Origin of the sequence: Janthinobacterium sp. B9-8 (assembly GCF_000969645.2) — a bacterium.
GTDB lineage: Bacteria > Pseudomonadota > Gammaproteobacteria > Burkholderiales > Chitinibacteraceae > Iodobacter.
In genome coordinates, this window is record NZ_CP014222.1 from 1,034,592 (window position 1) to 1,056,060 (window position 21,469).

At 49.6% G+C, this 21,469-nt stretch carries 22 protein-coding genes and 1 pseudogene; 17 read left to right on the forward strand and 6 right to left on the reverse strand.

Annotated elements, in window-relative coordinates; all coding sequences use genetic code 11:
* Positions 1 to 5: 5 nt before the first annotated feature.
* From VN23_RS04550 to VN23_RS22070, 4 genes are all read right to left on the reverse strand, one after another.
* Positions 6 to 512: an RNA polymerase sigma factor gene (locus VN23_RS04550; protein ID WP_046349878.1), complete on the reverse strand. Its 507-nt coding sequence runs from the start codon at positions 510 to 512 to the stop codon at positions 6 to 8.
* A gap of 9 nt (positions 513 to 521) precedes the next feature.
* On the reverse strand, positions 522 to 941 hold the full coding sequence (locus VN23_RS04555; protein ID WP_046349879.1) for a nuclear transport factor 2 family protein: 420 nt from the start codon (positions 939 to 941) through the stop codon (positions 522 to 524).
* A gap of 97 nt (positions 942 to 1,038) precedes the next feature.
* On the reverse strand, positions 1,039 to 1,551 hold the full coding sequence (locus tag VN23_RS22065) for a YncE family protein (protein ID WP_231743343.1): 513 nt from the start codon (positions 1,549 to 1,551) through the stop codon (positions 1,039 to 1,041).
* A complete protein-coding gene (locus tag VN23_RS22070) occupies positions 1,475 to 1,954 on the reverse strand; it encodes a YncE family protein (protein ID WP_231743345.1) in 480 nt (159 codons plus the stop codon). The genes VN23_RS22065 and VN23_RS22070 overlap by 77 nt, the downstream gene beginning before the upstream one ends.
* Before the next feature lie 488 nt (positions 1,955 to 2,442).
* Here VN23_RS22070 and VN23_RS04570 point away from each other — a divergent pair, with 488 nt between their 5' ends.
* The 5 genes from VN23_RS04570 (at position 2,443) to VN23_RS04590 (ending at position 7,480) form a co-directional block, all read left to right on the forward strand.
* Positions 2,443 to 3,429 (forward strand): extracellular solute-binding protein, encoded by a 987-nt coding sequence (locus tag VN23_RS04570; RefSeq protein ID WP_046349881.1) that lies wholly within the window; start codon positions 2,443 to 2,445, stop codon positions 3,427 to 3,429.
* Positions 3,430 to 3,674: 245 nt separating this feature from the next.
* Positions 3,675 to 5,267: an ABC transporter permease gene (locus tag VN23_RS04575; RefSeq protein ID WP_046349882.1), complete on the forward strand. Its 1,593-nt coding sequence runs from the start codon at positions 3,675 to 3,677 to the stop codon at positions 5,265 to 5,267.
* A 184-nt stretch (positions 5,268 to 5,451) separates the two neighbouring features.
* A complete protein-coding gene (locus VN23_RS04580; protein WP_046349883.1) occupies positions 5,452 to 6,489 on the forward strand; it encodes an ABC transporter ATP-binding protein in 1,038 nt (345 codons plus the stop codon).
* Positions 6,490 to 6,733: 244 nt separating this feature from the next.
* Positions 6,734 to 7,000 carry a GNAT family N-acetyltransferase gene (locus tag VN23_RS04585; RefSeq protein ID WP_052746349.1) on the forward strand — a complete coding sequence of 89 codons (267 nt, stop codon included), beginning with the start codon at positions 6,734 to 6,736 and terminating at the stop codon, positions 6,998 to 7,000.
* Between the two features lie 15 nt (positions 7,001 to 7,015).
* A complete protein-coding gene (locus VN23_RS04590; protein ID WP_046349884.1) occupies positions 7,016 to 7,480 on the forward strand; it encodes a GNAT family N-acetyltransferase in 465 nt (154 codons plus the stop codon).
* A 31-nt stretch (positions 7,481 to 7,511) separates the two neighbouring features.
* Here the strand turns inward: VN23_RS04590 and VN23_RS04595 are convergent, their stop codons facing one another.
* Together VN23_RS04595 and VN23_RS04600 are read right to left on the reverse strand one after the other, a co-directional pair.
* On the reverse strand, positions 7,512 to 7,946 hold the full coding sequence (locus VN23_RS04595) for a GNAT family N-acetyltransferase (RefSeq protein WP_046349885.1): 435 nt from the start codon (positions 7,944 to 7,946) through the stop codon (positions 7,512 to 7,514).
* A gap of 23 nt (positions 7,947 to 7,969) precedes the next feature.
* Positions 7,970 to 8,719 (reverse strand): SPOR domain-containing protein, encoded by a 750-nt coding sequence (locus VN23_RS04600; protein ID WP_046349886.1) that lies wholly within the window; start codon positions 8,717 to 8,719, stop codon positions 7,970 to 7,972.
* Between the two features lie 526 nt (positions 8,720 to 9,245).
* Between VN23_RS04600 and ndk the strand changes: the two genes are divergently transcribed.
* From ndk to hflK, 12 genes and pseudogenes are all read left to right on the forward strand, one after another.
* Positions 9,246 to 9,671: a nucleoside-diphosphate kinase gene (gene ndk, locus VN23_RS04605; protein WP_046349887.1), complete on the forward strand. Its 426-nt coding sequence runs from the start codon at positions 9,246 to 9,248 to the stop codon at positions 9,669 to 9,671.
* 143 nt (positions 9,672 to 9,814) lie between these two features.
* A complete protein-coding gene (gene rlmN, locus VN23_RS04610) occupies positions 9,815 to 10,975 on the forward strand; it encodes a 23S rRNA (adenine(2503)-C(2))-methyltransferase RlmN (RefSeq protein WP_046349888.1) in 1,161 nt (386 codons plus the stop codon).
* 17 nt (positions 10,976 to 10,992) lie between these two features.
* Positions 10,993 to 11,709 carry a type IV pilus biogenesis/stability protein PilW gene (gene pilW / locus VN23_RS04615; RefSeq protein WP_197433018.1) on the forward strand — a complete coding sequence of 239 codons (717 nt, stop codon included), beginning with the start codon at positions 10,993 to 10,995 and terminating at the stop codon, positions 11,707 to 11,709.
* A gap of 13 nt (positions 11,710 to 11,722) precedes the next feature.
* On the forward strand, positions 11,723 to 12,607 hold the full coding sequence (locus VN23_RS04620; RefSeq protein ID WP_046349889.1) for a RodZ domain-containing protein: 885 nt from the start codon (positions 11,723 to 11,725) through the stop codon (positions 12,605 to 12,607).
* A gap of 3 nt (positions 12,608 to 12,610) precedes the next feature.
* The gene (gene ispG, locus VN23_RS04625; protein ID WP_046349890.1) at positions 12,611 to 13,888 is read left to right on the forward strand and encodes a flavodoxin-dependent (E)-4-hydroxy-3-methylbut-2-enyl-diphosphate synthase; all 1,278 of its coding nucleotides are present in this window, start codon (positions 12,611 to 12,613) and stop codon (positions 13,886 to 13,888) included.
* A 185-nt stretch (positions 13,889 to 14,073) separates the two neighbouring features.
* Positions 14,074 to 15,354, forward strand: a complete 1,281-nt coding sequence (gene hisS / locus VN23_RS04630; RefSeq protein ID WP_046349891.1) for a histidine--tRNA ligase — start codon at positions 14,074 to 14,076, stop codon at positions 15,352 to 15,354.
* A gap of 4 nt (positions 15,355 to 15,358) precedes the next feature.
* On the forward strand, positions 15,359 to 15,991 hold the full coding sequence (locus tag VN23_RS04635; protein ID WP_046349892.1) for a YfgM family protein: 633 nt from the start codon (positions 15,359 to 15,361) through the stop codon (positions 15,989 to 15,991).
* Positions 15,991 to 17,121 carry an outer membrane protein assembly factor BamB gene (bamB, locus tag VN23_RS04640; protein ID WP_046349893.1) on the forward strand — a complete coding sequence of 377 codons (1,131 nt, stop codon included), beginning with the start codon at positions 15,991 to 15,993 and terminating at the stop codon, positions 17,119 to 17,121. The genes VN23_RS04635 and bamB overlap by 1 nt, the downstream gene beginning before the upstream one ends.
* A pseudogene (der, locus tag VN23_RS04645) lies at positions 17,122 to 18,441 on the forward strand (ribosome biogenesis GTPase Der); the annotation flags it as partial.
* A 331-nt stretch (positions 18,442 to 18,772) separates the two neighbouring features.
* Positions 18,773 to 19,042: an RNA chaperone Hfq gene (hfq, locus tag VN23_RS04650; RefSeq protein ID WP_046349895.1), complete on the forward strand. Its 270-nt coding sequence runs from the start codon at positions 18,773 to 18,775 to the stop codon at positions 19,040 to 19,042.
* A 140-nt stretch (positions 19,043 to 19,182) separates the two neighbouring features.
* Positions 19,183 to 20,307, forward strand: coding sequence for a GTPase HflX (gene hflX / locus VN23_RS04655; protein WP_046349896.1), 1,125 nt, complete (start codon positions 19,183 to 19,185; stop codon positions 20,305 to 20,307).
* A complete protein-coding gene (gene hflK / locus VN23_RS04660) occupies positions 20,294 to 21,463 on the forward strand; it encodes an FtsH protease activity modulator HflK (RefSeq protein ID WP_046349897.1) in 1,170 nt (389 codons plus the stop codon). Before hflX ends, hflK begins: the two co-directional genes overlap by 14 nt.
* Positions 21,464 to 21,469: the final 6 nt, after the last annotated feature.

Sequence of the window (21,469 nt, forward strand, 5' to 3'; positions counted from 1 at the left end):
TGTGCTCATTTGACGATTTTTAAACGGACAGGTTCGGCTTGTGTTTCCAGCACAATGCGCAAGCGCTCACGACCTCTGGATAGCCGGGACATGACAGTGCTCATAGGGATATTCAATGTCGTAGCAATATCTGCGTAAGCCATTTCTTCCAGTGCCACCAGTAATAAGATTTCTCTTTGCTCATCAGGTAGTTGATTGAGTGCCGCTTGTAAATCACGCATCGCCAGCTGTTCTCCTTGCCGGGCGGCAATAGGTATTTCCGGGGTATTGTCATCCAGCTCAACCGTGTGAATGCGCGGGCGGCGTACACCATCTGCGTGCAGATTATGCATGATGCTGAACAGCCAGGCGCGCATATCGGACACCCCTCGCCACAGGCTGGATTTCAGCCATGCGCGTTCCAGCGTGTCTTGCACCAGATCATCGGCTTCCTCTTTATGCCGCACCAGCGCCCGCGCATATCTGCGCAGGCGAGGTAGCATATTCAGCAGTTCGTGTTCGTCGCACCGCATGGAACGCGCTTAGTTAAAGTTTAATTGTGGATCAATTTGCCATGTTTCATTGATGATTTTTCCTTCACGCCAGGTCAGCACATAGCGCACCTTGATCTTGGCTTTACCATCAAAGAAGACATTGGCGGTGACGGTGGCCCCTTTGGGGTTGAGTGATTCTTCCAGTTTGTCGATGCTCACCTTTTGCGTGCCCTGTGCTTGGGTGAATTTGCTCCATACCGTGTTGATGGCTGTTTTGCCGGCATAGTGGCCATCAATAGGGCCGCCTATCCAGTTGAACTGGGCTTGCTCGGCGTAGTTTTGCATCAGTTGTGCAACATTCCCTGAGGCGATGCTTTGAAAGTGAGCGCGGCTGTCTTCTGCGGGTGAGGCAAAAACATGAGCACTTAGCAAAATGAGGGCTGCGGGTAAAAGAGTGAATTTAAACATGGCTGATTAATCCTTTGTGTTGTCGGTCGGGGAAAACAGTAGGCTGGGCGGAATAAATCCCGCGTCGCTTTATCTATCTAAAGGGAGGCTGACTTTTTTAAGGGGCCGTGATTTGCTGCACAATTTTTTGGGTATCCCGGTCAACTTTGGCAATGCTTAAATCTTCATTCAGTACATAGGCCCATTTGCCGTCGCGGGTAAATGCAATGGCTTGACGGGGCTGCTTAAAGCCGGTGATGGTGGCAACCACCTGCAGAGTGCCAACATCAATCACCGAAACGGTCTGATCTGCCAGATTGCCCGTATAAATAAAACGGCCATCTGGCGATAGCGCTGCGCCGTAAGGCTCTCGGCCAACAGAGACAAGGTTTTGGATTTCCCGCTTGGCAATATCTGCCACTGCAATGGTGTGCGTGCCGCTATTGGCTGCAAACAGGGTCTTGCCGTCTGCGCTGATTGAAATTGCGCGAATCTTGCTGAAGTCTTTGATCTCGCCCTCAATTTTGTCGGTTTGGGTGTCAACAATAGTGACGTTATCGCCTAAAAAATTGGTGACATAGAGCTTGCTGCCATCGGGGCTTAGCCGTACACCCTTGGCGTGGCTGAGCAAAGCCGGTGATTACACTGCGAGCCCGCCCGCTACGGGTATCAAAGCGGGTGACTGTGTTTGAGGCTTGGTTGTTCAGATATAAATTTTGGCCATCTTTGCTGATGGCCGTGCCAAAGGCGCCGGGGCCGGTGGCAATCCGCGATTGGGTTTGAAGTGTGGCGGTATCCGTTTTTATGATCTCACCCAGGCTACTGTCGGAAACATAAAACGATTTTCCATCCGGTGCGAAAACAATATTTCTTGGCGTGATATAGCCTTGTAATGTCTGGCGAAGCTCGCCTTTTTTAAGATCATAAACAAGCAGCTCTGAGCGCTCGCTATAAGACACCACGGCAGTGCTTTCATCTGGGCTTAGGGCCAGCGAATTGTTACGGATCTGGCCGTCAAATTTTACGGGGCTCATGTCCGCTGCCCATAAACCAGTGCTGCAAGTTAGGGATAATAGTGCGGTACATAGCTGCACTGTGCTTGCACGAAAAGGGAGCGTCATATTGATCCTGTCTAATGAAAAGGGCTGTGCGGTATGCAAAGCGATCCTTATTAGGGTGGACGTACGGCCCCGAGGCTTTATTCCATTACTGAATGAATTTTTTGCTGAGCGGGTGCCAGACAGGACGGCTGCCCCCGGGCAAGCAGGGCGTGATTTATTTTTTAGGGTGCTGAGCTTCAAAAAGATAGGGCGCTATCCTTGATCCATTGCAGTGGGCGTTTTTAGGCCTCTCAGGATTAAAGCCTATGGTCGGAATGCAGAATTGCTTGGCGCGATAATGGATAGGGTTTAGGGCTCTATTTGTGGCTTTCTTTCTTGGACTGTCTGTGTCATTCTTATATGCTATTGAGAATAGTTTCCAATCTCCGTGGCGTTTGTTTAAATTAATATAAGGAATTCCTGTGAAGCGTCTTGTTCTTGCCTCTCTGCTTGCTGCCACCTCTTTTGCCCACGCTGAAAGTGTGACTTTGTATTCGGCGCGAAATGAGCAGTTGTTAAAGCCTTTGCTGGATGCGTTTACTAAAGAAACCGGCGTTGAAGTAAAGCTTCTGACTGATAAAGAAGGGCCTTTGCTTGAGCGCCTGCGTGCTGAGGCACAAAACACGTCAGCCGATGCGCTGATCACGGTGGATGCAGGTAATTTGTGGCAGGCATCGCATATGGGACTGCTGAAATCGATCAAATCAAATACTTTAAATGAAAATATCCCGGCCCATTTGCGTGATCCAAAAGGTGAATGGTATGGCCTGTCGGTGCGTGCACGGACAATGTTTTTTAATAAAAATAAAGTAAAAGCCGCCGATTTATCCAGCTATGAAGATTTGGCCAATCCAAAGTGGAAAGGCAAGCTGTGTCTGCGTACTTCCAAAAAAGTGTACAACCAGTCTTTGGTTGGCATGATGATTGCCCAGTATGGCGAGCCTAAAACTGAAAAAATCGTCCGTGGCTGGGTGGACAACCTAGCAACCGACGTATTCCAAGACGATACCGCCATGCTGAAAGCGATTGCAGCAGGGCAGTGCGAAGTGGGAATTGCGAATACTTACTACTTTGGCCGTCTGATTGAAGCGCAGCCTACCTTGCCGGTTAGTGTTTTCTGGGCGAATCAGCAGGCAGAAGGCGTGCATGTGAATGTGTCTGGCGCGGGTGTGACACGTTACGCCAAAAATCCAGAGGGTGCGGTGAAGCTGCTGGAATGGTTGTCGTCAGAAAAAGCGCAAAATCTTTATGCAGATAAAGATATGGAATTCCCTGCAAATCCTAAAATTAAGGCCTCCCCTCTGGTTACGAGCTGGGGCCCGTTTAAATCAAACGTAATTAATGTATCTAAGGCCGGTGAGTTGCAATCGACTGCAGTGCGTTTAATGGATAGAGCGGGCTATCGTTAATCAGTAGCCGTCTGTTGAACTCAAGTTGGACGTTTTTTCGTTTAGAGCTCAGGTCCAACGGGTCGCTAGTGCAAGCGTTATAATTAAATGACGCCAGACTCGCGCATAAGGGTTGCTCCTTGTAAGCGATGGTGTCTCGTTTCATAATACGGTACGGGCAAGCAGATTTTCTGTCTTGCCCGTTTCTCTTTGGCTTTGTTTGGTTGTCCCCGTGAGCGGGATTGAAAAGTACTTTGGGCTTTACGATGCAAAAATTGTTTTCTAAAGGATCGCTGTACGCGCTGCCGATTGCCTTACTGACGTTGATTCCCCTGTTGGTTGTGCTGTCTTCCTTCTTGCATCCACAGCCAGAAATCTGGCAGCACCTGTCTGAATATGTCTTACCCCGAGTGCTTAAAAACACGGCTATTTTAATGCTGGGCGTATCGGCGGGCGTGCTGCTGCTCGGTGTTTCACTCGCATGGCTGACGGCTGTTTGTGATTTCCCCTTGCGGCGATTTTTTGCCTGGAGTTTGATGCTACCGCTAGCCATGCCCGCCTATGTGCTGGCTTTTGTACAAGTGGGCTTGCTTGATTTTACTGGCCCGGTGCAAACCCTGATCCGGGAATGGACAGGCGATTCATCTTGGTTCCCGCGCATTCGCTCGACGGGCGGGGTGATTCTGGTGCTCACCTTGGCGTTTTATCCCTATGTCTATTTGCTAGCGAGAAACGCGTTTCTAACTCAGGGTAAGCGCGGCATCGAGGCCGCACAGATGCTGGGTATGTCCCGGCGCATGGCATTTTTTCGCGTTGTTTTGCCGATGGCCCGGCCTTGGCTGATGGGTGGTGTGTTGTTGGTGCTCATGGAAACGCTGGCCGATTTCGGCACGGTTTCCATTTTTAATTACGACACCTTTACTACAGCCATTTATCAGTCGTGGTTCTCCTTATTTAATTTGCCAGCCGCATCACAGCTGGCTTCAATCCTGGTGCTGTTTGTGTTGGCGCTGGCTGTGGCCGAGCAATGGGGGCGTGGCCGCAGGCATTACGCCGTACGCGGTGGATCGGCTGAGCGGATTGTTTTGCGCGGCGCTGGGCGCTATCTGGCACTGGCCTGGTGCAGTGTGGTGCTGCTTGTCGCGTTTGTGATCCCTTTTATCCAGCTCTTGGTGTGGGTGAAAAGTGTGTGGGTGCTTGATTTTGACGAGCGCTATCCGTGGTTTATTTTGCGATCAATTGCGATTGCCGGGATGGCGGCACTACTGGTGACGGGCTTGGGCTTGATTCTGGTTTATGCGCAGCGCCGCTATAAAGATACGCGCTGGCTGGTGCGCCTTGCCACATTGGGCTACGCCGTGCCGGGAACGGTGCTTGCTGTGGGGGTGTTTATCCCGATTGCTTGGCTGGATAATCTGCTGATCCCCGTTTTGGCTTACTTTGGTGTTGCTACTACGCAAGTTCTAAAAGGCACTTTGCTTGTGATGTTGCTGGCGCTGGCGGCACGCTTTATGGCCGTGGCCTTTGCACCCATTGATGCGGCTATGCAGCGAATTACCCGCAATCAGGAAGATGCCGCCAGATCGCTGGGCCTGTCATCTAGGCAAGTGCTCAGACGTGTGCATTTGCCGCTATTGCGTGGTGGGCTGCTGACTGCTCTATTGATTGCTTTTGTGGATGTCATGAAAGAAATGCCCATTACGCTGATGACCCGGCCCTTTGGCTGGGACACCTTGGCCGTACGGGTATTTGAAATGACCTCCGAAGGCATGTGGGAACGCGCAGCCCTGCCAAGTTTCTTTATCGTATTGATGGGCTTAATTCCGGTCATTCTGCTGGTCAGAAAAACCGAGGACTGATGTGTAAAAGGTCAAAAAGATCTGTAGACACAGAGAAAAACAAAGAACACAAAGCACATGAAGAAAACCAAAAGGCTGAATGCTTTTTATATAAGTCGAGGTCTTTCTCTTCGTGTCCTCTCTTTTTAAACTCTGTGTTCTCCGTGTCTACAGAACTTAGGTTTGGTTTGTTTTGAGGATATATATGCTGCAACTCTCTGATCTTGCGATTCGCCTTGGCGATCGTACTGTGGTTGAAAATTTATCACTGCATTTGCAGGAGGGCGAAATTGGCTGCCTGTTGGGGGCGTCTGGCTGTGGTAAAACCACGGTTTTGCGAGCGATTGCAGGTTTTGAAAAGCCTGCTGGCGGTGAGATTGTACTAGCAGGGAGCCAGGTCAGTAGCGCTGCCAGAATGCTGCCGCCAGAGCAGCGTCAGATTGGGATGGTGTTTCAGGATTACGCACTTTTCCCCCATCTTACCGTGGCGGGTAATATTGCTTTTGGTTTGCGTGGCGAGAGCAAAGCCGCGCAAGCCGAACGCGTGGCCGATGCTTTGCAATTGGTTGGTTTAGGCCATGTTGAGCATCGCTACCCGCATGAATTATCGGGGGGGCAGCAGCAGCGCGTTGCTTTGGCCAGAGCGCTGGCACCGCGCCCACAGCTGTTATTGATGGACGAGCCTTTTTCTAATCTGGATGTAGAGCTGCGTGAAAGGCTGGGGCAGGAAGTGCACGCCATCTTAAAGGCGGCGGGCATGACGGCGATTTTAGTCACCCACGATCAAAGAGAAGCCTTTGCCGTGGCCGATAAAGTGGGCGTGATGGCCGAAGGGCAAATCCGCCAATGGGCCACGCCTTACGATTTATATCACCAGCCGCTGGATCGTTTTGTGGCCGATTTTGTCGGCGAAGGTGTTTTGCTGCCGGGTATTGTCGCGGCATCGGGCCGGGTTGAGATGGAGCTGGGTATCGTGCACGGCAAAATCCCTGCCGATTGCAGCATGGGCTGCAACGCCGATGTATTGGTTAGGCCTGATGATGTGCTGCACGATGATGCGAGCAGTATGAAGGCCAGAGTGCTGGCTAAAGCCTTTCGCGGGGCGCAGTTTCTTTACACCTTAGCTCTGCCATCCGGTCAGAAAGTGCTATCCCTCGTGCCTAGCCACCACAATCATGCTGTGGGTGAGGATATTGGCATTCGCTTGGAAATTGATCATGTGATTGCGTTTAAGAGGGGCTGACAGAGCAAAACCAAGCCTCGGTAAGGCTGCGGCTCTCAGAGTGGTACGGCCAGAGGCGGTACAAAATTCGCTAGCTTCTTTTATGCTAAATGGTGAAGGCGAGGCAGAATCATTGAAAGTTTTTCGGTAGTTGCTGAGTGATTCACAAGGTGCCATTTGTGGCGTTTTTATGGGGCAGAGCTAATTGCGATTGCAGGATTAAGGAAAAGTTGCGCTGCAAAATTAAAGCATAAGGCGAATATATTTGGCGTTTATACCCAAGCAAGCGCCGCGAAAAAAAGGCATTGCCCGCTGCTTATTAACGCTGCTTGATGATGCTTATTCAGGTCCGCATATTGTGCAAATAACCTTGAGCGTGAATACAGAAAATAAGAGTGCAAAAGCGCTGTATTACGCTTTGGGCTTTGAGCGTTATGGTTTTGAGAAAAACGCCATGTTGGTCGAGGGCGTATTTATTCATGAAGAGCATTTAGTGCTGTATGTGCTTGATCGGATAGAACTACCTAATTAAAGAAAGGGAGGGGCAATGCAGCTACAAGCCATATCCATTGTCGACTTACACGCATGTGCTCAGGCAGATGCTGATGGCTTGCTCCCTTCCTTTGTTGCCGAACGTGCTATTCAGATGCTGCATGCTGGGGTAGCAGAGCATTGGGCAAGGCCGTTTTATATATTGCGCCGCTTTGACCAAGTGGTGCTTGGAAGTTGTGGTTTTAAGCATCCACCTATCAATGGGCGCATAGAGCTTGGCTATGGCGTTTTGCCTCTTTATCAGCGCCAAGGCTTTGCAACGGTGGCGGTGGGCGAGCTGCTTCATCGCGCATTTTTAAGTGCTGAGGTCAATGAGGTCTTGGCGCAAATCAACCCAGGTAATGCTGCTTCAATCAAGGTGGTGCAAAGATTGGGGTTTGAGCGTGGTGAGTGCCTTACTGACGAGGACGGCGAGCCACTGCAGCAGTGGGTCGCTGCCCGTAAGCACTTTAAGGCATAGTTCGGGTTGTTGGTGGTAAGTTTTTTGCAGATTACTTTGTGCTGATAAGTTGTTTTTGCATAAAAAAGCGAGCGAACCCCTTGGGGTAGTCTGCTAGCTCACCAAAGCAGCTATAGCCAAGTTGCTCATAAAAGCCTCTTGCTTGAAATTCAAATGTATCGAGCCATGCGCCGTGGCAACCCCGCAAGATCGCTTCTTGTTCGGCTTGTTGGATCAGGGCTGTGCCAATGCCTTGGCCGCGAAGTGATTCTGGTACCACTAATAACTCTGTAAACAACCAGTCAAAGTGGGTGTGGCCCCATAGGCCGCCAATCACCTGATCATCTTTATCCCTTATCGCAATCACAAGGGGCCGGTGCTTGCTGGGGGCCGCTTGGCTTTGGTTGTACGCACGTAGTGGTGCAATGATTCCTTGATGGATCAGTTTGTCGTCTTGATCGCTGAGGCTAAGTGAGTATTGCTGCATATCTATCCTTGTGAAGGGGAAGTTTAATTGCCACGCACAATGGGGTTAATACCCATTGATTTGAGCTTTGCTGCTGCCGCATCGGCGCTGGCTTTGTCTTTAAACGGGCCAATTTGCACACGGGTTTCGGTGTAAGCGGGAACGCCCGCTGCTTTGAGTTGGCTGAGTAACTTCTCTGCGTTTTGTGCTTGCAAGAAAACGCCCGCTTGTACTGTGTAGCCATTGGGGGTGTGTGCCGCCGGGTAGGCAGGTGTCTGTGCAACAGGCGTTGCTGTGGTGGCTTGCGGTGTGGCTATGCCAGGTTTAAGGGGGGCTTCAGTCATTGGCGAGTTGATGGTGGGGAGGCTTGTGGCTGGTGCCGGTTTGCTGCCGGGTATTGGCGCGATGGGCTCTAACTTCAAAGTGGGCTTGTTGATAGGGGTGTTTGTTGGCGTGGGCAGGCTTTTGTGTGCTGCGCCAGCAATCAACCCAGATGCCGAGCTCGATGCAATGGGCGTGCTAATGCTTAAGGTGCTGCTGGCTTCTATCGCTGCACTGGCTGTGGGCGGAGCGCTGGGAATGGGGAGCGCTTCGGGTGTTGGCTCTGCGGTGGGTACTGCAATGGGGGTCGGGGTGTTGATCGCGCTTGGGGCGTCTTTCTGGCGATCAAGCCAGTTGATGCCAAATAGCGCCAGCACAATTAATGTGGCAGCAATACCCAGTCGCCATGCGAGTTGAACTTTCAGTTTGCGCTGAGCTTCTTGTTGAAGAATGGGGTCTAGGGCGTCGTTCATTGGCCTGCTTCACTTAAGTTGGTTAGGAGCGCTTGCTAACGGGGTGGCTGGCGCATGAAGGGGTTGATCGTTAATTTGCCCGCTTTACTTGGATTTATTGTTATTGCCCGCTGTTGTTTTTAATTGCGCTTGTGTTGATAAGACCAGTTCATCTGCTGGTTTTACTTGAATTTTTTATGAGTGCCCGTTGCTGATGCAAATGGCGGTTTATGATAGAAGACCAGTTCATTCGCCGGTTTTACTTGAATTTGCTATGAGTGTCCGTTGCTGATGCAAATGGCGCTTTATTGATAGAAGACCAGTTCATCAGCCGGTTTCACTTGAATTTGTTATAATGTTCGGCTAATCCAATTTTTGCGGGCTAAAAAAGGGTTGTTGAAACACTATTTTTGCCTGTTGCCAATTGAATTTACGTATAAAAAATAGATCTAATCCCCGTGTAGCTTGCATGATTTGCAAGCAGGCTAGCCGAGTTTTTTATACGCTGCAAATATTTTGCTTATAAAACCACCCTCTGGAGAATTACATGACTATCGAACGCACACTTTCTATCGTTAAGCCTGATGCAGTAGCTAAAAACGTAATTGGTAAGATTTACGATCGTTTTGAATCAGCAGGCCTTAAGGTTGTTGCTGCTAAGATGAAGCAACTGTCCCGCGCTGAAGCTGAAGGCTTCTACGCTGTGCACGCTGCCCGTCCTTTCTTTAATGATCTGGTGAACTTTATGATCTCTGGCCCGGTCATGATTCAAGCATTGGAAGGCGAAGGCGCAATCTTGAAAAACCGCGACCTGATGGGCGCAACGAATCCTAAAGAAGCAGCGGCTGGCACTATCCGTGCTGATTTCGCTGATTCTATCGATGCAAATGCGGTACACGGTTCTGATTCTGCTGAAAATGCAGCGATCGAAATCGCTTACTTCTTTGCATCATCCGAAGTTTACAGCCGCTAATCATGAAGCGGGCTGGGTGCCTTGCATCTGGCCGCTTTATTGAGTTGTGAGTAATGTGCTGGGCCGTAAGCTGCATAGTAAATTGCTTGGCACATCTTGCAGCTGTAGTTGCTGAGTAGTGATTTTTATAGTGGGTAGAGTTAATGTCAGTTAATTTGTTGGATTATGATGCGGCGGGTTTGGCCGGCTTGATGGCGCAATATGGCGAGAAGCCGTTTCGCGCCAAGCAGTTGATGAAGTGGATTCATCAGCGTGGCGAGCCAGATTTTGATGCGATGACCGATATCGCCAAATCGTTTCGGCAAAAACTGGCCTTGGATGCTGCGGTTACACCGCCAGCCTTGATGGCCGAACAAATTGCCAAAGACGGCACGCGCAAGTGGCTGCTGGATGTGGGTACGGGCAATGGTGTTGAAGCGGTATTTATTCCCGAAGACGATCGCGGTACGCTTTGCGTATCCAGTCAGGTGGGTTGTGCGCTTGATTGTGGCTTTTGCTCAACGGCGCGTCAGGGTTTTAACCGGAATTTAAGCACGGCTGAAATTATTGGCCAGCTGTGGTGGGCCAATCGCCGCATGTCACTGGATGCTTCGCGTCTGGGAGATGCGGGCTTGGTGGATAATAGAAATGGCGATACCCGCATTGTGTCTAATGTGGTGATGATGGGGATGGGCGAGCCGCTGGCGAACTACGATAATGTGGTGGCTGCCATGAAGCTGATGCTCGATGACAATGCTTACGGTTTATCCCGCCGCCGAGTGACGCTGTCTACCTCGGGGATTGTTCCTGCGATTGATCGTTTGCGTGAAGATTGCCCGGTGGCATTAGCGGTGTCCTTACACGCGCCTAATGATAGAATCCGTGATGATATTGTGCCGATCAATAAAAAATATCCGCTGCACCAGTTATTAGCAGCGTGTACGCGTTATTTAGAAAAAGCGCCGCGTGATTTCATTACTTTTGAATATGTAATGCTCGATGGTATTAATGACAGCGTAGAAAACGCGCGTGAACTCGTCGCCTTGGTGCGTGATGTGCCATGTAAATTTAATTTAATTCCGTTTAATCCCTTCCCTAATTCGGGCTATAAGCGCTCGCAACGGGATGCCATTATGCGGTTTCGTGATATTTTGATTAACGCTGGCTATATCGCCACGGTGCGTAAGACCCGCGGTGATGATATTGATGCCGCCTGTGGCCAATTAGCCGGGCAAGTATTAGATAAAACCCGCCGCGTTGAGAAGCGCTTGGCGGGTGATGCACAAGCAATTATTTTTCATCCTCAGAGTGGCGATACCCAATGAAATTAAGTGCGTTCGTAATGATGGCAGTCTTATTTTCTACTCCCTTAGCAGGTGCTGCAGAAGGGGAGGAAGACAGGGCCTCTTTGCGAACGCAATTGGGTGCTGAGTATTTAAAGCGCGGGCAATATGCGGTAGCGATTGAAGAAGTGAATAAAGCCCTTGCTGTGAATTCCTCTTATGCACCCGCGCATAATATTATGGCCTTGATTCATGCTGAGTTAGGCGAGGAAGAAGCCGCCAGGCAGTCATTTTTACGTGCCGTGCAGTTGTCCCCGAATGATGCAGATATCAATCATAACTATGGCTGGTATCTGTGCCAGAAAGGGCAGTATCAGGAAGGTATTCAATTCCTATTAGCCACGCAAAAAAATGCGCTTTATAGTACGCCCGATAAATCACTATTAGCCGCAGGGCAATGCGCATTAAAAAGTGGTGATGAAGCCAGTGCCCGCACTTATTTTGAACGGGCCTTGCGTATTCGACCGGATAATTTAGCGGCAAGGGCAAAGCTGGTTGAGTACGGTATGCGTAATAAAGATACGGGCTTGGCTAAACGTTATTACGCAGAATTGCAGCGATTAGCGCCTGCGAGTGCCGAGTTACTTTGGTTAGGCATTCAGTTAGAGCACCAGATTGGCAATAAAGAGTCAGAAAACAAGCTGGCAGAGCAATTACGCAAGAAATTCCCCGATTCGCAAGAAATGGCCCGCTTATTAAGCGGTTCGTATGATTGATTAACGGATGAGTATGACCGAAATAATTGATTCCTCTTCAGAGCCGCAAAATGCTGTTTTATCTGCGGGTGCAACGTTAAAAGCGCGTCGGATAGAGCTGGGCTATACGCTCGACAAGGTGTCGGCTCAGTTGAAACTTACGCCACGCCAAATTGATGCGATCGAAAATGAGCGCTTTGATGAATTGCCCGGCAATACGTTCGTGCGCGGATTTGTTCGTAATTATGCTCGCTTCCTCGATTTGCCAATGGCTCCCTTACTGGCGCATTTGGAATCGTGCTTGCCGCAAGAGCGGCAGCAGGCTGCTCTACCCCGTGTGAATGAAGATGCTTCTGTGCTGCTGGGGTCAGGGGGGGGGAGGACAAATTCAATTTTATTGGCCTTTGTGGTACTGGTGGCTTTTGCTGCAGGTGTGGGTGGCGTGGTTTGGTATTTGCAACAACCGGCTCAGCCCGAATTAGTAGCTTCATCAACCACAACGCTTCCGCAGGTGGTGGTGCTTGAGGCGGCAAGTGAAGCGGCAGTGGCAGAGAATCATGCCAGTGCCGTGCCTGCCGAGGTCGCTAGCGTGGCAAGTGCAGCAAGTGTTGTGGCCGCAAAGCCTATTGCAGCGAGTGTGCCTGTACTTAAAGCGAGTGAAGTTGCGGCAGTGCTGCCTTCGCAGGGTGAACTGAGTATTTCTGTGCTGCAAGATTCCTGGGTGCAGGTGCAAGACGCAACCGGTGCAAAATTAGTGAGCGAATTGCTCAAGCCCGGCATGGCTAAAAGTGTGGCTGGTGTTGCGCCTTATCGCTTGAAAATTGGTAATGCCCCCCAGACCAAGCTTGTTTTCCGTAATCAAATCGTGGATTTGACCACTTACACCCGCGGCTATGTAGCCACTTTCGAGCTGAAGTAGACCATGACAACCATTTCAATTCCCCGCCGCAAAACACGCCAGGTTCAGGTTGGCAATGTATGGGTGGGCAGCGATCACCCCGTGGTGGTGCAGTCCATGACCAATACCGATACGGCGGATGCCGCCGCTACCACGCAGCAGGTGTATGAGCTGTGGAAAGCAGGCTCTGAGCTGGTTCGTATTACCGTAAATAGCCCGGAAGCGGCTGCGCAAGTGGCAACGATTCGCGCAAACTTGGATGCGATGGGTTGCGATGTACCTTTGGTGGGCGATTTTCACTTTAATGGTGATCGCTTGCTGAGAGATTACCCGGAGTGCGCGCAGGCTCTGGCTAAATATCGCATTAACCCGGGCAATGTGGGTAAGGGTAGTAAGCGTGATGAAAAATACGCGTTTATGATTGAGCAGGCGATTAAGTACAAAAAGCCAGTACGGATCGGGGTGAACTGGGGCTCACTTGATCAAGCCGTTGTAGTCAAGCTGATGGATGCGAATGCCAAGCTTGCACAGCCTTTGCCTGCTGATGCGGTCATGCGTGAAGCGTTGATTGTTTCGGCGTTGGAATCGGCTGATCAGGCTATTAGCTGGGGCTTAGACCCGAATCAAATTTTACTTTCTTGTAAAGTATCGCATGTGCAAGATCTGATCTCGGTTTACCGATCCTTGGCTGCACGTTGCGATTACCCTCTGCATTTGGGCTTGACCGAAGCGGGTATGGGATCGAAAGGAATTGTGGCTTCAACAGCGGCATTGTCCGTGCTTCTGCAAGAAGGGATTGGCGACACGATTCGTATTTCGCTGACGCCGGAGCCGGGCGGGGATCGTCGTACTGAAATTATTGTGGCGCAAGAAATTCTACAAACGATGGGTTTACGCTCATTTACGCCTTTAGTAACCGCATGCCCTGGCTGTGGCCGTACTTCTTCAACGGTGTTTCAGGAATTAGCATCCAGCATTCAATCGTTTCTGCGAGAGCAAATGCCTATTTGGCGTTTGCAATATCCGGGCGTGGCCGACATGACTGTTGCGGTCATGGGCTGTGTGGTGAATGGCCCTGGTGAATCCAAATTAGCTGATGTCGGGATTTCTCTGCCGGGTACTGGCGAGATTCCTGTTTGCCCGGTCTATGTGGACGGCGAAAAAACCGTTACCCTGAAAGGCGATCAAATCAGTGAGTCTTTCCAGGCCATTGTGCTGGATTATGTGCAGACCCGTTATGGCGAAGGCGGCATCAAGCGCCAGGAAGTGCGCCCTAAGGTGATTGCGCTGAAAGTAATCTAGATCTTGAATCTCTGTGCGTGTGGGTATCAGCCTTGCCCAACTCGCAGATCTGAATCTTTAAAATAAATGCCTGATGAGTACAAGGTATTTGCGGTATGAGCAATGCTCTGCCGGGTACGCCAGATGGCTTTGAGTCGTTTTGGCCGAGAAGATTTCAAGTAAACTAAAAACTAAGAAAAAAATAAATGTCTAATCAAATTCAAGGTATCCGCGGCATGAACGATGTTCTGCCCGATGCGTCACCTGTCTGGCTCTATTTTGAGCAGGTAACCCGCGACTGGCTGGCCGCTTACGGCTATAAAAATATTCGTATGCCGATTGTAGAATCGACCCATCTGTTTATTCGTGGTGTTGGGGAACACACCGATATTGTAGAAAAGGAAATGTATTCCTTTGAAGACAAGCTCAATGGTGAAAAGTTGACCTTGCGCCCTGAAGGCACGGCAGGCTGCGTGCGTGCCTGCATTGAGCATGGCCTGCTTTACAATCAAACCCAGCGTCTTTGGTATATGGGGCAGATGTACCGTCACGAGCGTCCGCAAAAGGGGCGCTATCGCCAGTTTCACCAAATTGGTGTTGAGGCGTTTGGTATGGCAACGCCCGATGTGGATGCGGAAATCGTCTTGATGCTGGCCGATCTATGGCAGCGTTTGGGCTTAAAAAATGTCAGCTTAGAAATTAACTCTCTAGGCGATAAGGAAGAGCGTGCCGCGCATCGTGATGCACTTATTGCCTACTTAGAGCAGTTTGTTGATATTTTGGATGAGGATGGCAAGCGTCGTCTTTATACCAATCCATTACGCGTTCTGGATACTAAAAATCCAGCCTTGCAAGAAATGGCTGAAAATGCACCTAAATTGAGCGATTTTCTGGGTGAAGAATCCAGCCAGCATTTCGAAGGCTTGAAGGCTTTACTTGATGTAGCCGGGATTACTTATAAAGTGAATTCGCGTCTGGTGCGTGGCTTGGATTATTACAACCGCACGGTGTTTGAGTGGGTGACCAGCGATCTGGGTTCGCAAGGCACGATTGCGGGCGGTGGTCGTTATGACACTCTGGTGGAGATGCTTGGCGGCAAGCCTTGCCCTGCAGTTGGTTTTGGTCTGGGCATTGAACGTATTTTACTGCTGATTGAAGCACAGGCGCTTGCTGTGCCACTTGCCGCACCTGATGCGTATATTGTTCATCTTGGCGATGCCGCTGGGCGCCTGGCTTTTGCCACGGCTCAGCAACTGCGCGCTAAGGGTCTGAAAGTGGTTTTACACTGTGGTGGTGGTAGCTTTAAATCTCAGTTTAAAAAAGCCGATGCCAGTCAGGCGCGGTTTGCGGTGGTGATTGGCGAGGCAGAAGCAGAAACGCAATCTGCAAACCTTAAAACACTCAATGGTGAAGGCGCGGGTGAACAACGCACGGTTGCCTTGGCTGAACTTGCAATGATGATTTCCAACGCTTACGAAGGGAAGTAAAGACATGGCTTTCGATCTACAAGAACAAGAACAAATTGCTGAATTCAAAGCATGGTGGGATGGTTGGGGCAAGTTGATTGCCGTGGGCTTGCTTGCTGTTCTAGTGGCTTATGCAGGGTGGAAAGGCTGGAATGCGCATTTAGAATCCCAGTCTGCTAAGGCGGGTGTGCTGTATGCAGAGCTGGATAAGCTGGCTGAGGCAAAAGATGTGGCCAAAATGAAAGTTGCGGTTGAATCTTTGAAGAAAGACTACGCCAGCTCGGCGTATGCACCCCGCGCGGCCTTACTGCTAGCTAAAGCCAGTGTTGAAGCCAATGATGTAGCGGCCGCAAGCGCTCAGTTGCAATGGGTTATCAGTCATGCCAAAGAAGCAGGCTTGCGTGATATTGCCCGTTTACGTTTGGCGGTGGTGCAATTGGATCAGAAAAAATTTGACGATGCTTTGGCTACCCTAAAATCGAATGAAGAAACCAGCTTTGCGGGTTTATTCTTTGAAGCCAAGGGCGATGTATTGCTCATCAAAGGTGATAAAACAGCTGCGCGTGAAGCCTATAAGCAAGCCGTGGCTAAACTGCCAAAAGACGCACCTAACGTGAAGTTTGTGGAAGTGAAACTGGAAGCACTGGGGAACTCTTAATGCAAGATCTTTATCGCTTAGCTATTGCAGTGTCTTTATTGGGTTTATCTGCGTGCAGTACCGTCAGCAATGCACCAGAACCATCGCCTTTGCCGCAGATATCACAAAGCTTGCCGGTTTCCAGTCAATGGCGTGCCTCGGTAGGGGATAAAACCTTATTCCGTTTTGTGCCTGCGGTGGATGGTGAGTTGGTGGTGGTGGCAGGCTCGCCTGATAAACTACAGGCTTTGGATGCGTTGAGCGGTCAAAGCCGCTGGCAAATCAAAACAGAGCAAGCAATTGCAGGCGGTGTGGGTTTGGGCGCTGATGTGATTGCGGTGGGCTCAATTAAAGGTGTGGTGCTGGCATATGACCGCGCAGGTAAGTTTCTTTGGCGTGCGCAGGCATCCAGTGAAATTATGGCACCTCCTGCAGTAAACAAAGGGGTTGTCGTGGTTAAAACCGGCGATGGCCGTGTGAGTGCCTATGCCGCTGCGGATGGTAAACAGCTGTGGCAATATCAAAAGCAATTGCCTTCTTTGATTTTACGTAATTATGCAGCGGTCACTATTTCTGGCAATGTGGTTTATGCTGGTTTGTCGGGAGGGCGTTTAGTCGCACTCTCCTTGCAAGATGGCCGTGTGCTGTGGGATAGCCCCGTGGCGATTCCTCGTGGAGCCACCGAGCTTGAGCGGGTCACTGATGTGGTTGCGCCTCCTGTGGTTGATGGGCGCTTAGTATGTGCTGTTGCTTATCAGGGCCGTATTGCCTGCTTTGATGCAAGTACAGGGTCGGCAGCTTGGACTCGTGAATTATCGAGTTGGTCTGGTTTGGCGATGGATTATCGCTATGTTTATGCGGCAGATGCAGCGGGTAATGTGAGCGCCTTTGAGCGTGAAAGTGGCCGCAGTGTTTGGCGTCAGGATAAACTGGCCGCTCGCTCGGTGACCGCTCCGGCGGTGCTGGGTAAGTATCTGGTGGTGGCTGATTTTGCAGGCTACACCCATTTTTTAAATACAGAAGACGGCAGTTTTGTCGCACAGCTGGCTACAGATGGTGCGCGCATCGCGGTGAGTCCTTTAGTGGTTGGAGAGCATTTGCTGGTGCAAACGCTATCCGGCAATGTTTTTTCAATAGGCTTAAGTAAATAAATGAAACCTACAATTGCGCTGGTCGGTCGTCCCAACGTCGGAAAGTCCACGCTATTTAACCGGCTGACCAAATCGCGCGACGCACTTGTTCACGATATCCCTGGTCTGACGCGTGACCGTCACTACGGGCACGGTCTGGTCGGCGAGAAGCCTTACCTTGTGGTTGATACGGGTGGTTTTGAACCCGTGGTTGATGAAGGCATCATGTTCGAAATGGCCAAGCAAACCTTGCAGGCCGTCGACGAAGCCGATGTTATCGTTTTTATTGTGGATGGTCGTAACGGCATTACCCCGCAAGATAAAATTATTGCCAATCGCTTGCGCCAGTCCACCCGCCCAGTCTGGGTTGCGGTGAACAAGGTTGAGGGGATGAATGCCTCGGTCGTTTGCGCGGATTTCTTTGAGTTAGGTCTTGGCCATCCTGTGGCGATCTCTGCATCGCACGGTGAGGGTGTACGGCTATTAATGAATGAAATTCTCGAAGACTTTCCTGAGCCAGAAGAAGAAGAAGAAGCAGATCACCCCATCTTCGCCATTATTGGTCGCCCAAATGTGGGGAAATCCACTTTGGTGAATGCCATTTTGGGTGAAGAGCGAGTGATTGCTTTCGATCAGCCGGGTACTACACGCGATTCGATTTATATCGAGTTTGATCGCAATGATCGTAACTACACCATTATTGATACTGCTGGTGTGCGTAAGCGAGGCAAGGTTACTGATGTGATCGAGAAATTCTCGGTGATTAAAACCATGCAAGCGGTTGAAGACGCGAATGTGGCAGTGCTGGTGCTGGATGCAACTCAGGAAGTTTCTGACCAAGATGCGCGGATTGCTAGCTTTGTACTGGAAACCGGCCGTGCTTTAGTGGTTGCAATCAATAAGTGGGAAGCGGCGGATCAGTTTCAGAAAGATATGATCAAGCGGGAAATTACTCGTAAGCTGGGCTTTTTAGAGTTCGCTAAATTCCATTATATTTCTGCCTTACAAGGGCAGGGCGTGGGTGAGTTATTTGGTTCGATCGATCAGGCTTACGCTGCTGCGATGATTAAAATTCCAACGCCTAAGCTTACTCGTGGCTTGGAAATTGCGATCGAGCGTCAGCAGCCGCCTATTGCCGGTAAGGTTCGTCCGAAAATGCGTTATTGCCATCAGGGTGGTACTAATCCGCCGGTGGTGATTGTGCACGGTAATGCTTTGGAAAAAGTGCCAGACTCTTACTGGCGTTACCTTGAACATCACTTTATGAAGATGTTCAATTTGCAAGGCACGCCTTTACGTGTTCAGTTTAAAAAGAACGTCAATCCGTTTGAACACAAAAAGCAAGTGAGTGGTGGTAAAGCAATGCCAATGGTTCACTTGAAAGGCGCGAAACCAAAAAAATACGGTAAACGCTGATAAAGCTTGAAAGTATTTCGCAATTTTCACGCTTGGCATAGAATGTGTTTTGTACTATAACAGTCCGTTGAAAAGCGTGGTGGTTAGTGAAGAGCTAGATAAAAATGGCGAAACAACTGGTTTTATGTAAAAGTAAATAAAAGTTTTTTCAAGTTTAGTCTGATTTATAAGCTAATTTGCTGGTTTTCATCGGGCTGACAAGCGTAAGACCCATCTGTCTCTATCAAGATATAACAAGAATTTGGAGAAAAAAATAATGAGCACTAAGGGGCAAATGTTGCAAGACCCATTCTTGAATGTACTGCGTAAAGAGCATGTGCCTGTTTACATTTATCTTGTGAATGGGATTAAGTTGCAGGGGCAAATTGAGTCTTTTGATCAATACGTGGTTTTACTAAGGAATAATGTGACGCAGATGGTATATAAGCACGCCATTTCAACGGTCGTTCCTTCACGTCCGGTATCTATTCCGCATGAGCACGCAGGCCAGTTGCCGCCTGTAAGTGATGTTGTGGTTGATGCCTAATCGCGTTATTGATCTTATTTCTTTGTTAGGCTTCAATCAAAGCTGTATGGTTTAAAAACCCCGATGGACAGGGTCTTTCGGGGTTTTTTGTGTAAGGCCGAAATGGCTTTATACGGTATTTGTTAATTAAAAGGTCATGCATGTTTGAACGCCATAAGGGTGGAGACAGGGCCATCTTGGTTTGCCTTGATTTTGGTGAGCTTGATTATCAGGATGGTGTTGAAGAATTCGTTCAGCTGGTAGAAAGTGCAGGTGCAAATATTCTTGCTACTGTGGAAGGTAAGCGCAGCAGGCCAGATCGCGCTTATTTTGCGGGCACAGGGAAGGTGCAGGAAATTGCTGAAATTGTTCGCGCACATGAAGCGGAATTGGTGATTTTTAATCATCAGCTTTCTCCCTCGCAAGAGCGTAATTTAGAGAAAGTATTGCAGTGTCGTGTGGTTGATCGCACGACCTTGATTTTAGATATTTTTGCCCAGCGCGCTCGTACGGCTGAGGGCAAGTTGCAGGTGGAGTTAGCGCAGCTGTCGCATATTTCCACACGGCTTATTCGTGGCTGGACTCACCTTGAAAGGCAGAAAGGCGGGATTGGTATGCGCGGGCCGGGTGAATCTCAGCTGGAAACCGACCGCCGCTTGCTGGGGACTCGGGTTAAGCGTTTAAAAGATCAACTGGCAACGGTGCAAAAGCAGCGAGCGACTCAACGCCGTTCACGTGAGCGCAATCGGCAATTTAGTGTTGCGATTGTGGGCTATACCAATGCAGGCAAATCATCCTTATTTAATGCATTAACTAAATCGAAAATTTATGTTGCAGATCAATTGTTTGCAACATTAGATACCACGTCAAGGAAACTATATCTTGATCCGGAAAACTCGATTGTATTGTCAGATACGGTGGGATTTATTCGCCAATTGCCGCATACTTTAGTGGCTGCATTTCATGCTACTTTAGAAGAAACGATTCAAGCCGATTTGCTTTTACATGTAGTGGATATCAATCACCCATTGCGTGATATGCAAATAATTGAGGTGAATAAGGTATTAAGTGAGATTGGTGCGGAACGTATTCCACAATTAATGGTCAATAATAAAATTGATCTGCGCGATATGCCTGCAAGTGTTGATCACGATGAGTATGGTAGAATTTGCGCTGTGCGTTTGAGTGCAACCCAAGGTATTGGTCTGGATGCACTTCGCGCCGCGCTGCTTGAGGCTTTAAGCCATCCACTAAAAACAGCTGAGTTAACTAATGAGTCAAAATGACCCGCAATGGGGTGGTCGCCGTAATGGCCCACCTGATCTGGATGAAATTATTCGCAATATCACAAGCAAAATATCCCGTCTCTTAGGCGGTGATGGCGCGCCCCAGTCTGGTGGCAATGGGCGCGGTGCGGGTGCTGCTGTGGTGGTCGCGGTTGCTGTCGCTGTGCTTTGGGCGGCCTCCGGATTTTACGTGGTAGACGAGCGGGAAAACGCAGTGATTATGCGCTTTGGCCGTTATGTAGAAACGGTAGAGAAGCCAGGTCTGCATTGGCATTTGCCGTGGCCGGTTGAATCACGCGAAATTGTCAATATGACAGAAATTCGCAGCTTAGAAGTAGGAACCCCAGGGGGCGAAGGCCGTGCAGGGGACGAGTCTATGATGCTGACCGGGGATCAAAATATCCTCGAAGTGCGTCTGGAAGTGCAATACAACTTGAAATCTGCTCATGATTTTGTGTTCTTTAATCGCACAACAGATCGTGATGCTAAAGATTTGGTGAAACAAATTGCACAAACTGCAATTCGTGAAGTGGTAGGTAAGAATAAAGTTGATTACGTACTGAATGAAGGCCGCGGTAAAATTGGTGAAGATACCAAGGAAATCGTGCAAAGCCTGCTTGATCGCTATGGCGTAGGTGTTGCTGTTTCTCGTGTGAACATCTCCGATGTGCAGCCGCCCGATCAGGTGCAAGCGGCATTCTCTGATGCGGTCAAAGCGCGTCAGGATAAAGCGCGGTTGATTAACGAAGGTACGGCTTATGCAAATGATGTGATTCCTAAGGCGGGCGGTATGGCTGCACGTCTTTCAGAAGAATCTGAAGGTTATCGCTCACGCGTTGTTTCTCAAGCAGAAGGTGATGCATCTCGCTTTAAGCAGGTTGCCACTGAATATGCAAAAGCACCACAAGTGACGCGGGACCGGATGTACTTCGATACCATGCAGCAGGTCTTCCAAAACACGACCAAATTGCTGATCGATCAAAAATCGAATGGCAATCTGCTCTACTTGCCTTTGGATAAATTGATGCAAATGAGCGTACCTGCTGCATCTGCCGCACCTGCTGCCACGGATGCAGTTAAAGCCGCTGAAGCAGCCGTAGCAACGGATGCCGCTGTTAATCGTAATGTTCGCGCCACCGTGCGCGACGGCCGCTAAGGGGAG

What these genes read in the sequence shown, in the direction of transcription:
- VN23_RS04550 (WP_046349878.1), bottom strand. Translation starts at nt 512, where the DNA reads ATGCGGTGCGACGAACACGAACTGCTGAATATGCTACCTCGCCTGCGC.
- VN23_RS04555 (WP_046349879.1), bottom strand. Translation starts at nt 941, where the DNA reads ATGTTTAAATTCACTCTTTTACCCGCAGCCCTCATTTTGCTAAGTGCT.
- VN23_RS22070 (WP_231743345.1), bottom strand. Translation starts at nt 1,954, where the DNA reads ATGAGCCCCGTAAAATTTGACGGCCAGATCCGTAACAATTCGCTGGCC.
- VN23_RS04575 (WP_046349882.1), top strand. Translation starts at nt 3,675, where the DNA reads ATGCAAAAATTGTTTTCTAAAGGATCGCTGTACGCGCTGCCGATTGCC.
- VN23_RS04580 (WP_046349883.1), top strand. Translation starts at nt 5,452, where the DNA reads ATGCTGCAACTCTCTGATCTTGCGATTCGCCTTGGCGATCGTACTGTG.
- VN23_RS04590 (WP_046349884.1), top strand. Translation starts at nt 7,016, where the DNA reads ATGCAGCTACAAGCCATATCCATTGTCGACTTACACGCATGTGCTCAG.
- VN23_RS04595 (WP_046349885.1), bottom strand. Translation starts at nt 7,946, where the DNA reads ATGCAGCAATACTCACTTAGCCTCAGCGATCAAGACGACAAACTGATC.
- VN23_RS04600 (WP_046349886.1), bottom strand. Translation starts at nt 8,719, where the DNA reads ATGAACGACGCCCTAGACCCCATTCTTCAACAAGAAGCTCAGCGCAAA.
- ndk (WP_046349887.1), top strand. Translation starts at nt 9,246, where the DNA reads ATGACTATCGAACGCACACTTTCTATCGTTAAGCCTGATGCAGTAGCT.
- rlmN (WP_046349888.1), top strand. Translation starts at nt 9,815, where the DNA reads ATGTCAGTTAATTTGTTGGATTATGATGCGGCGGGTTTGGCCGGCTTG.
- pilW (WP_197433018.1), top strand. Translation starts at nt 10,993, where the DNA reads ATGATGGCAGTCTTATTTTCTACTCCCTTAGCAGGTGCTGCAGAAGGG.
- VN23_RS04620 (WP_046349889.1), top strand. Translation starts at nt 11,723, where the DNA reads ATGACCGAAATAATTGATTCCTCTTCAGAGCCGCAAAATGCTGTTTTA.
- ispG (WP_046349890.1), top strand. Translation starts at nt 12,611, where the DNA reads ATGACAACCATTTCAATTCCCCGCCGCAAAACACGCCAGGTTCAGGTT.
- hisS (WP_046349891.1), top strand. Translation starts at nt 14,074, where the DNA reads ATGTCTAATCAAATTCAAGGTATCCGCGGCATGAACGATGTTCTGCCC.
- VN23_RS04635 (WP_046349892.1), top strand. Translation starts at nt 15,359, where the DNA reads ATGGCTTTCGATCTACAAGAACAAGAACAAATTGCTGAATTCAAAGCA.
- bamB (WP_046349893.1), top strand. Translation starts at nt 15,991, where the DNA reads ATGCAAGATCTTTATCGCTTAGCTATTGCAGTGTCTTTATTGGGTTTA.
- hfq (WP_046349895.1), top strand. Translation starts at nt 18,773, where the DNA reads ATGAGCACTAAGGGGCAAATGTTGCAAGACCCATTCTTGAATGTACTG.
- hflX (WP_046349896.1), top strand. Translation starts at nt 19,183, where the DNA reads ATGTTTGAACGCCATAAGGGTGGAGACAGGGCCATCTTGGTTTGCCTT.
- hflK (WP_046349897.1), top strand. Translation starts at nt 20,294, where the DNA reads ATGAGTCAAAATGACCCGCAATGGGGTGGTCGCCGTAATGGCCCACCT.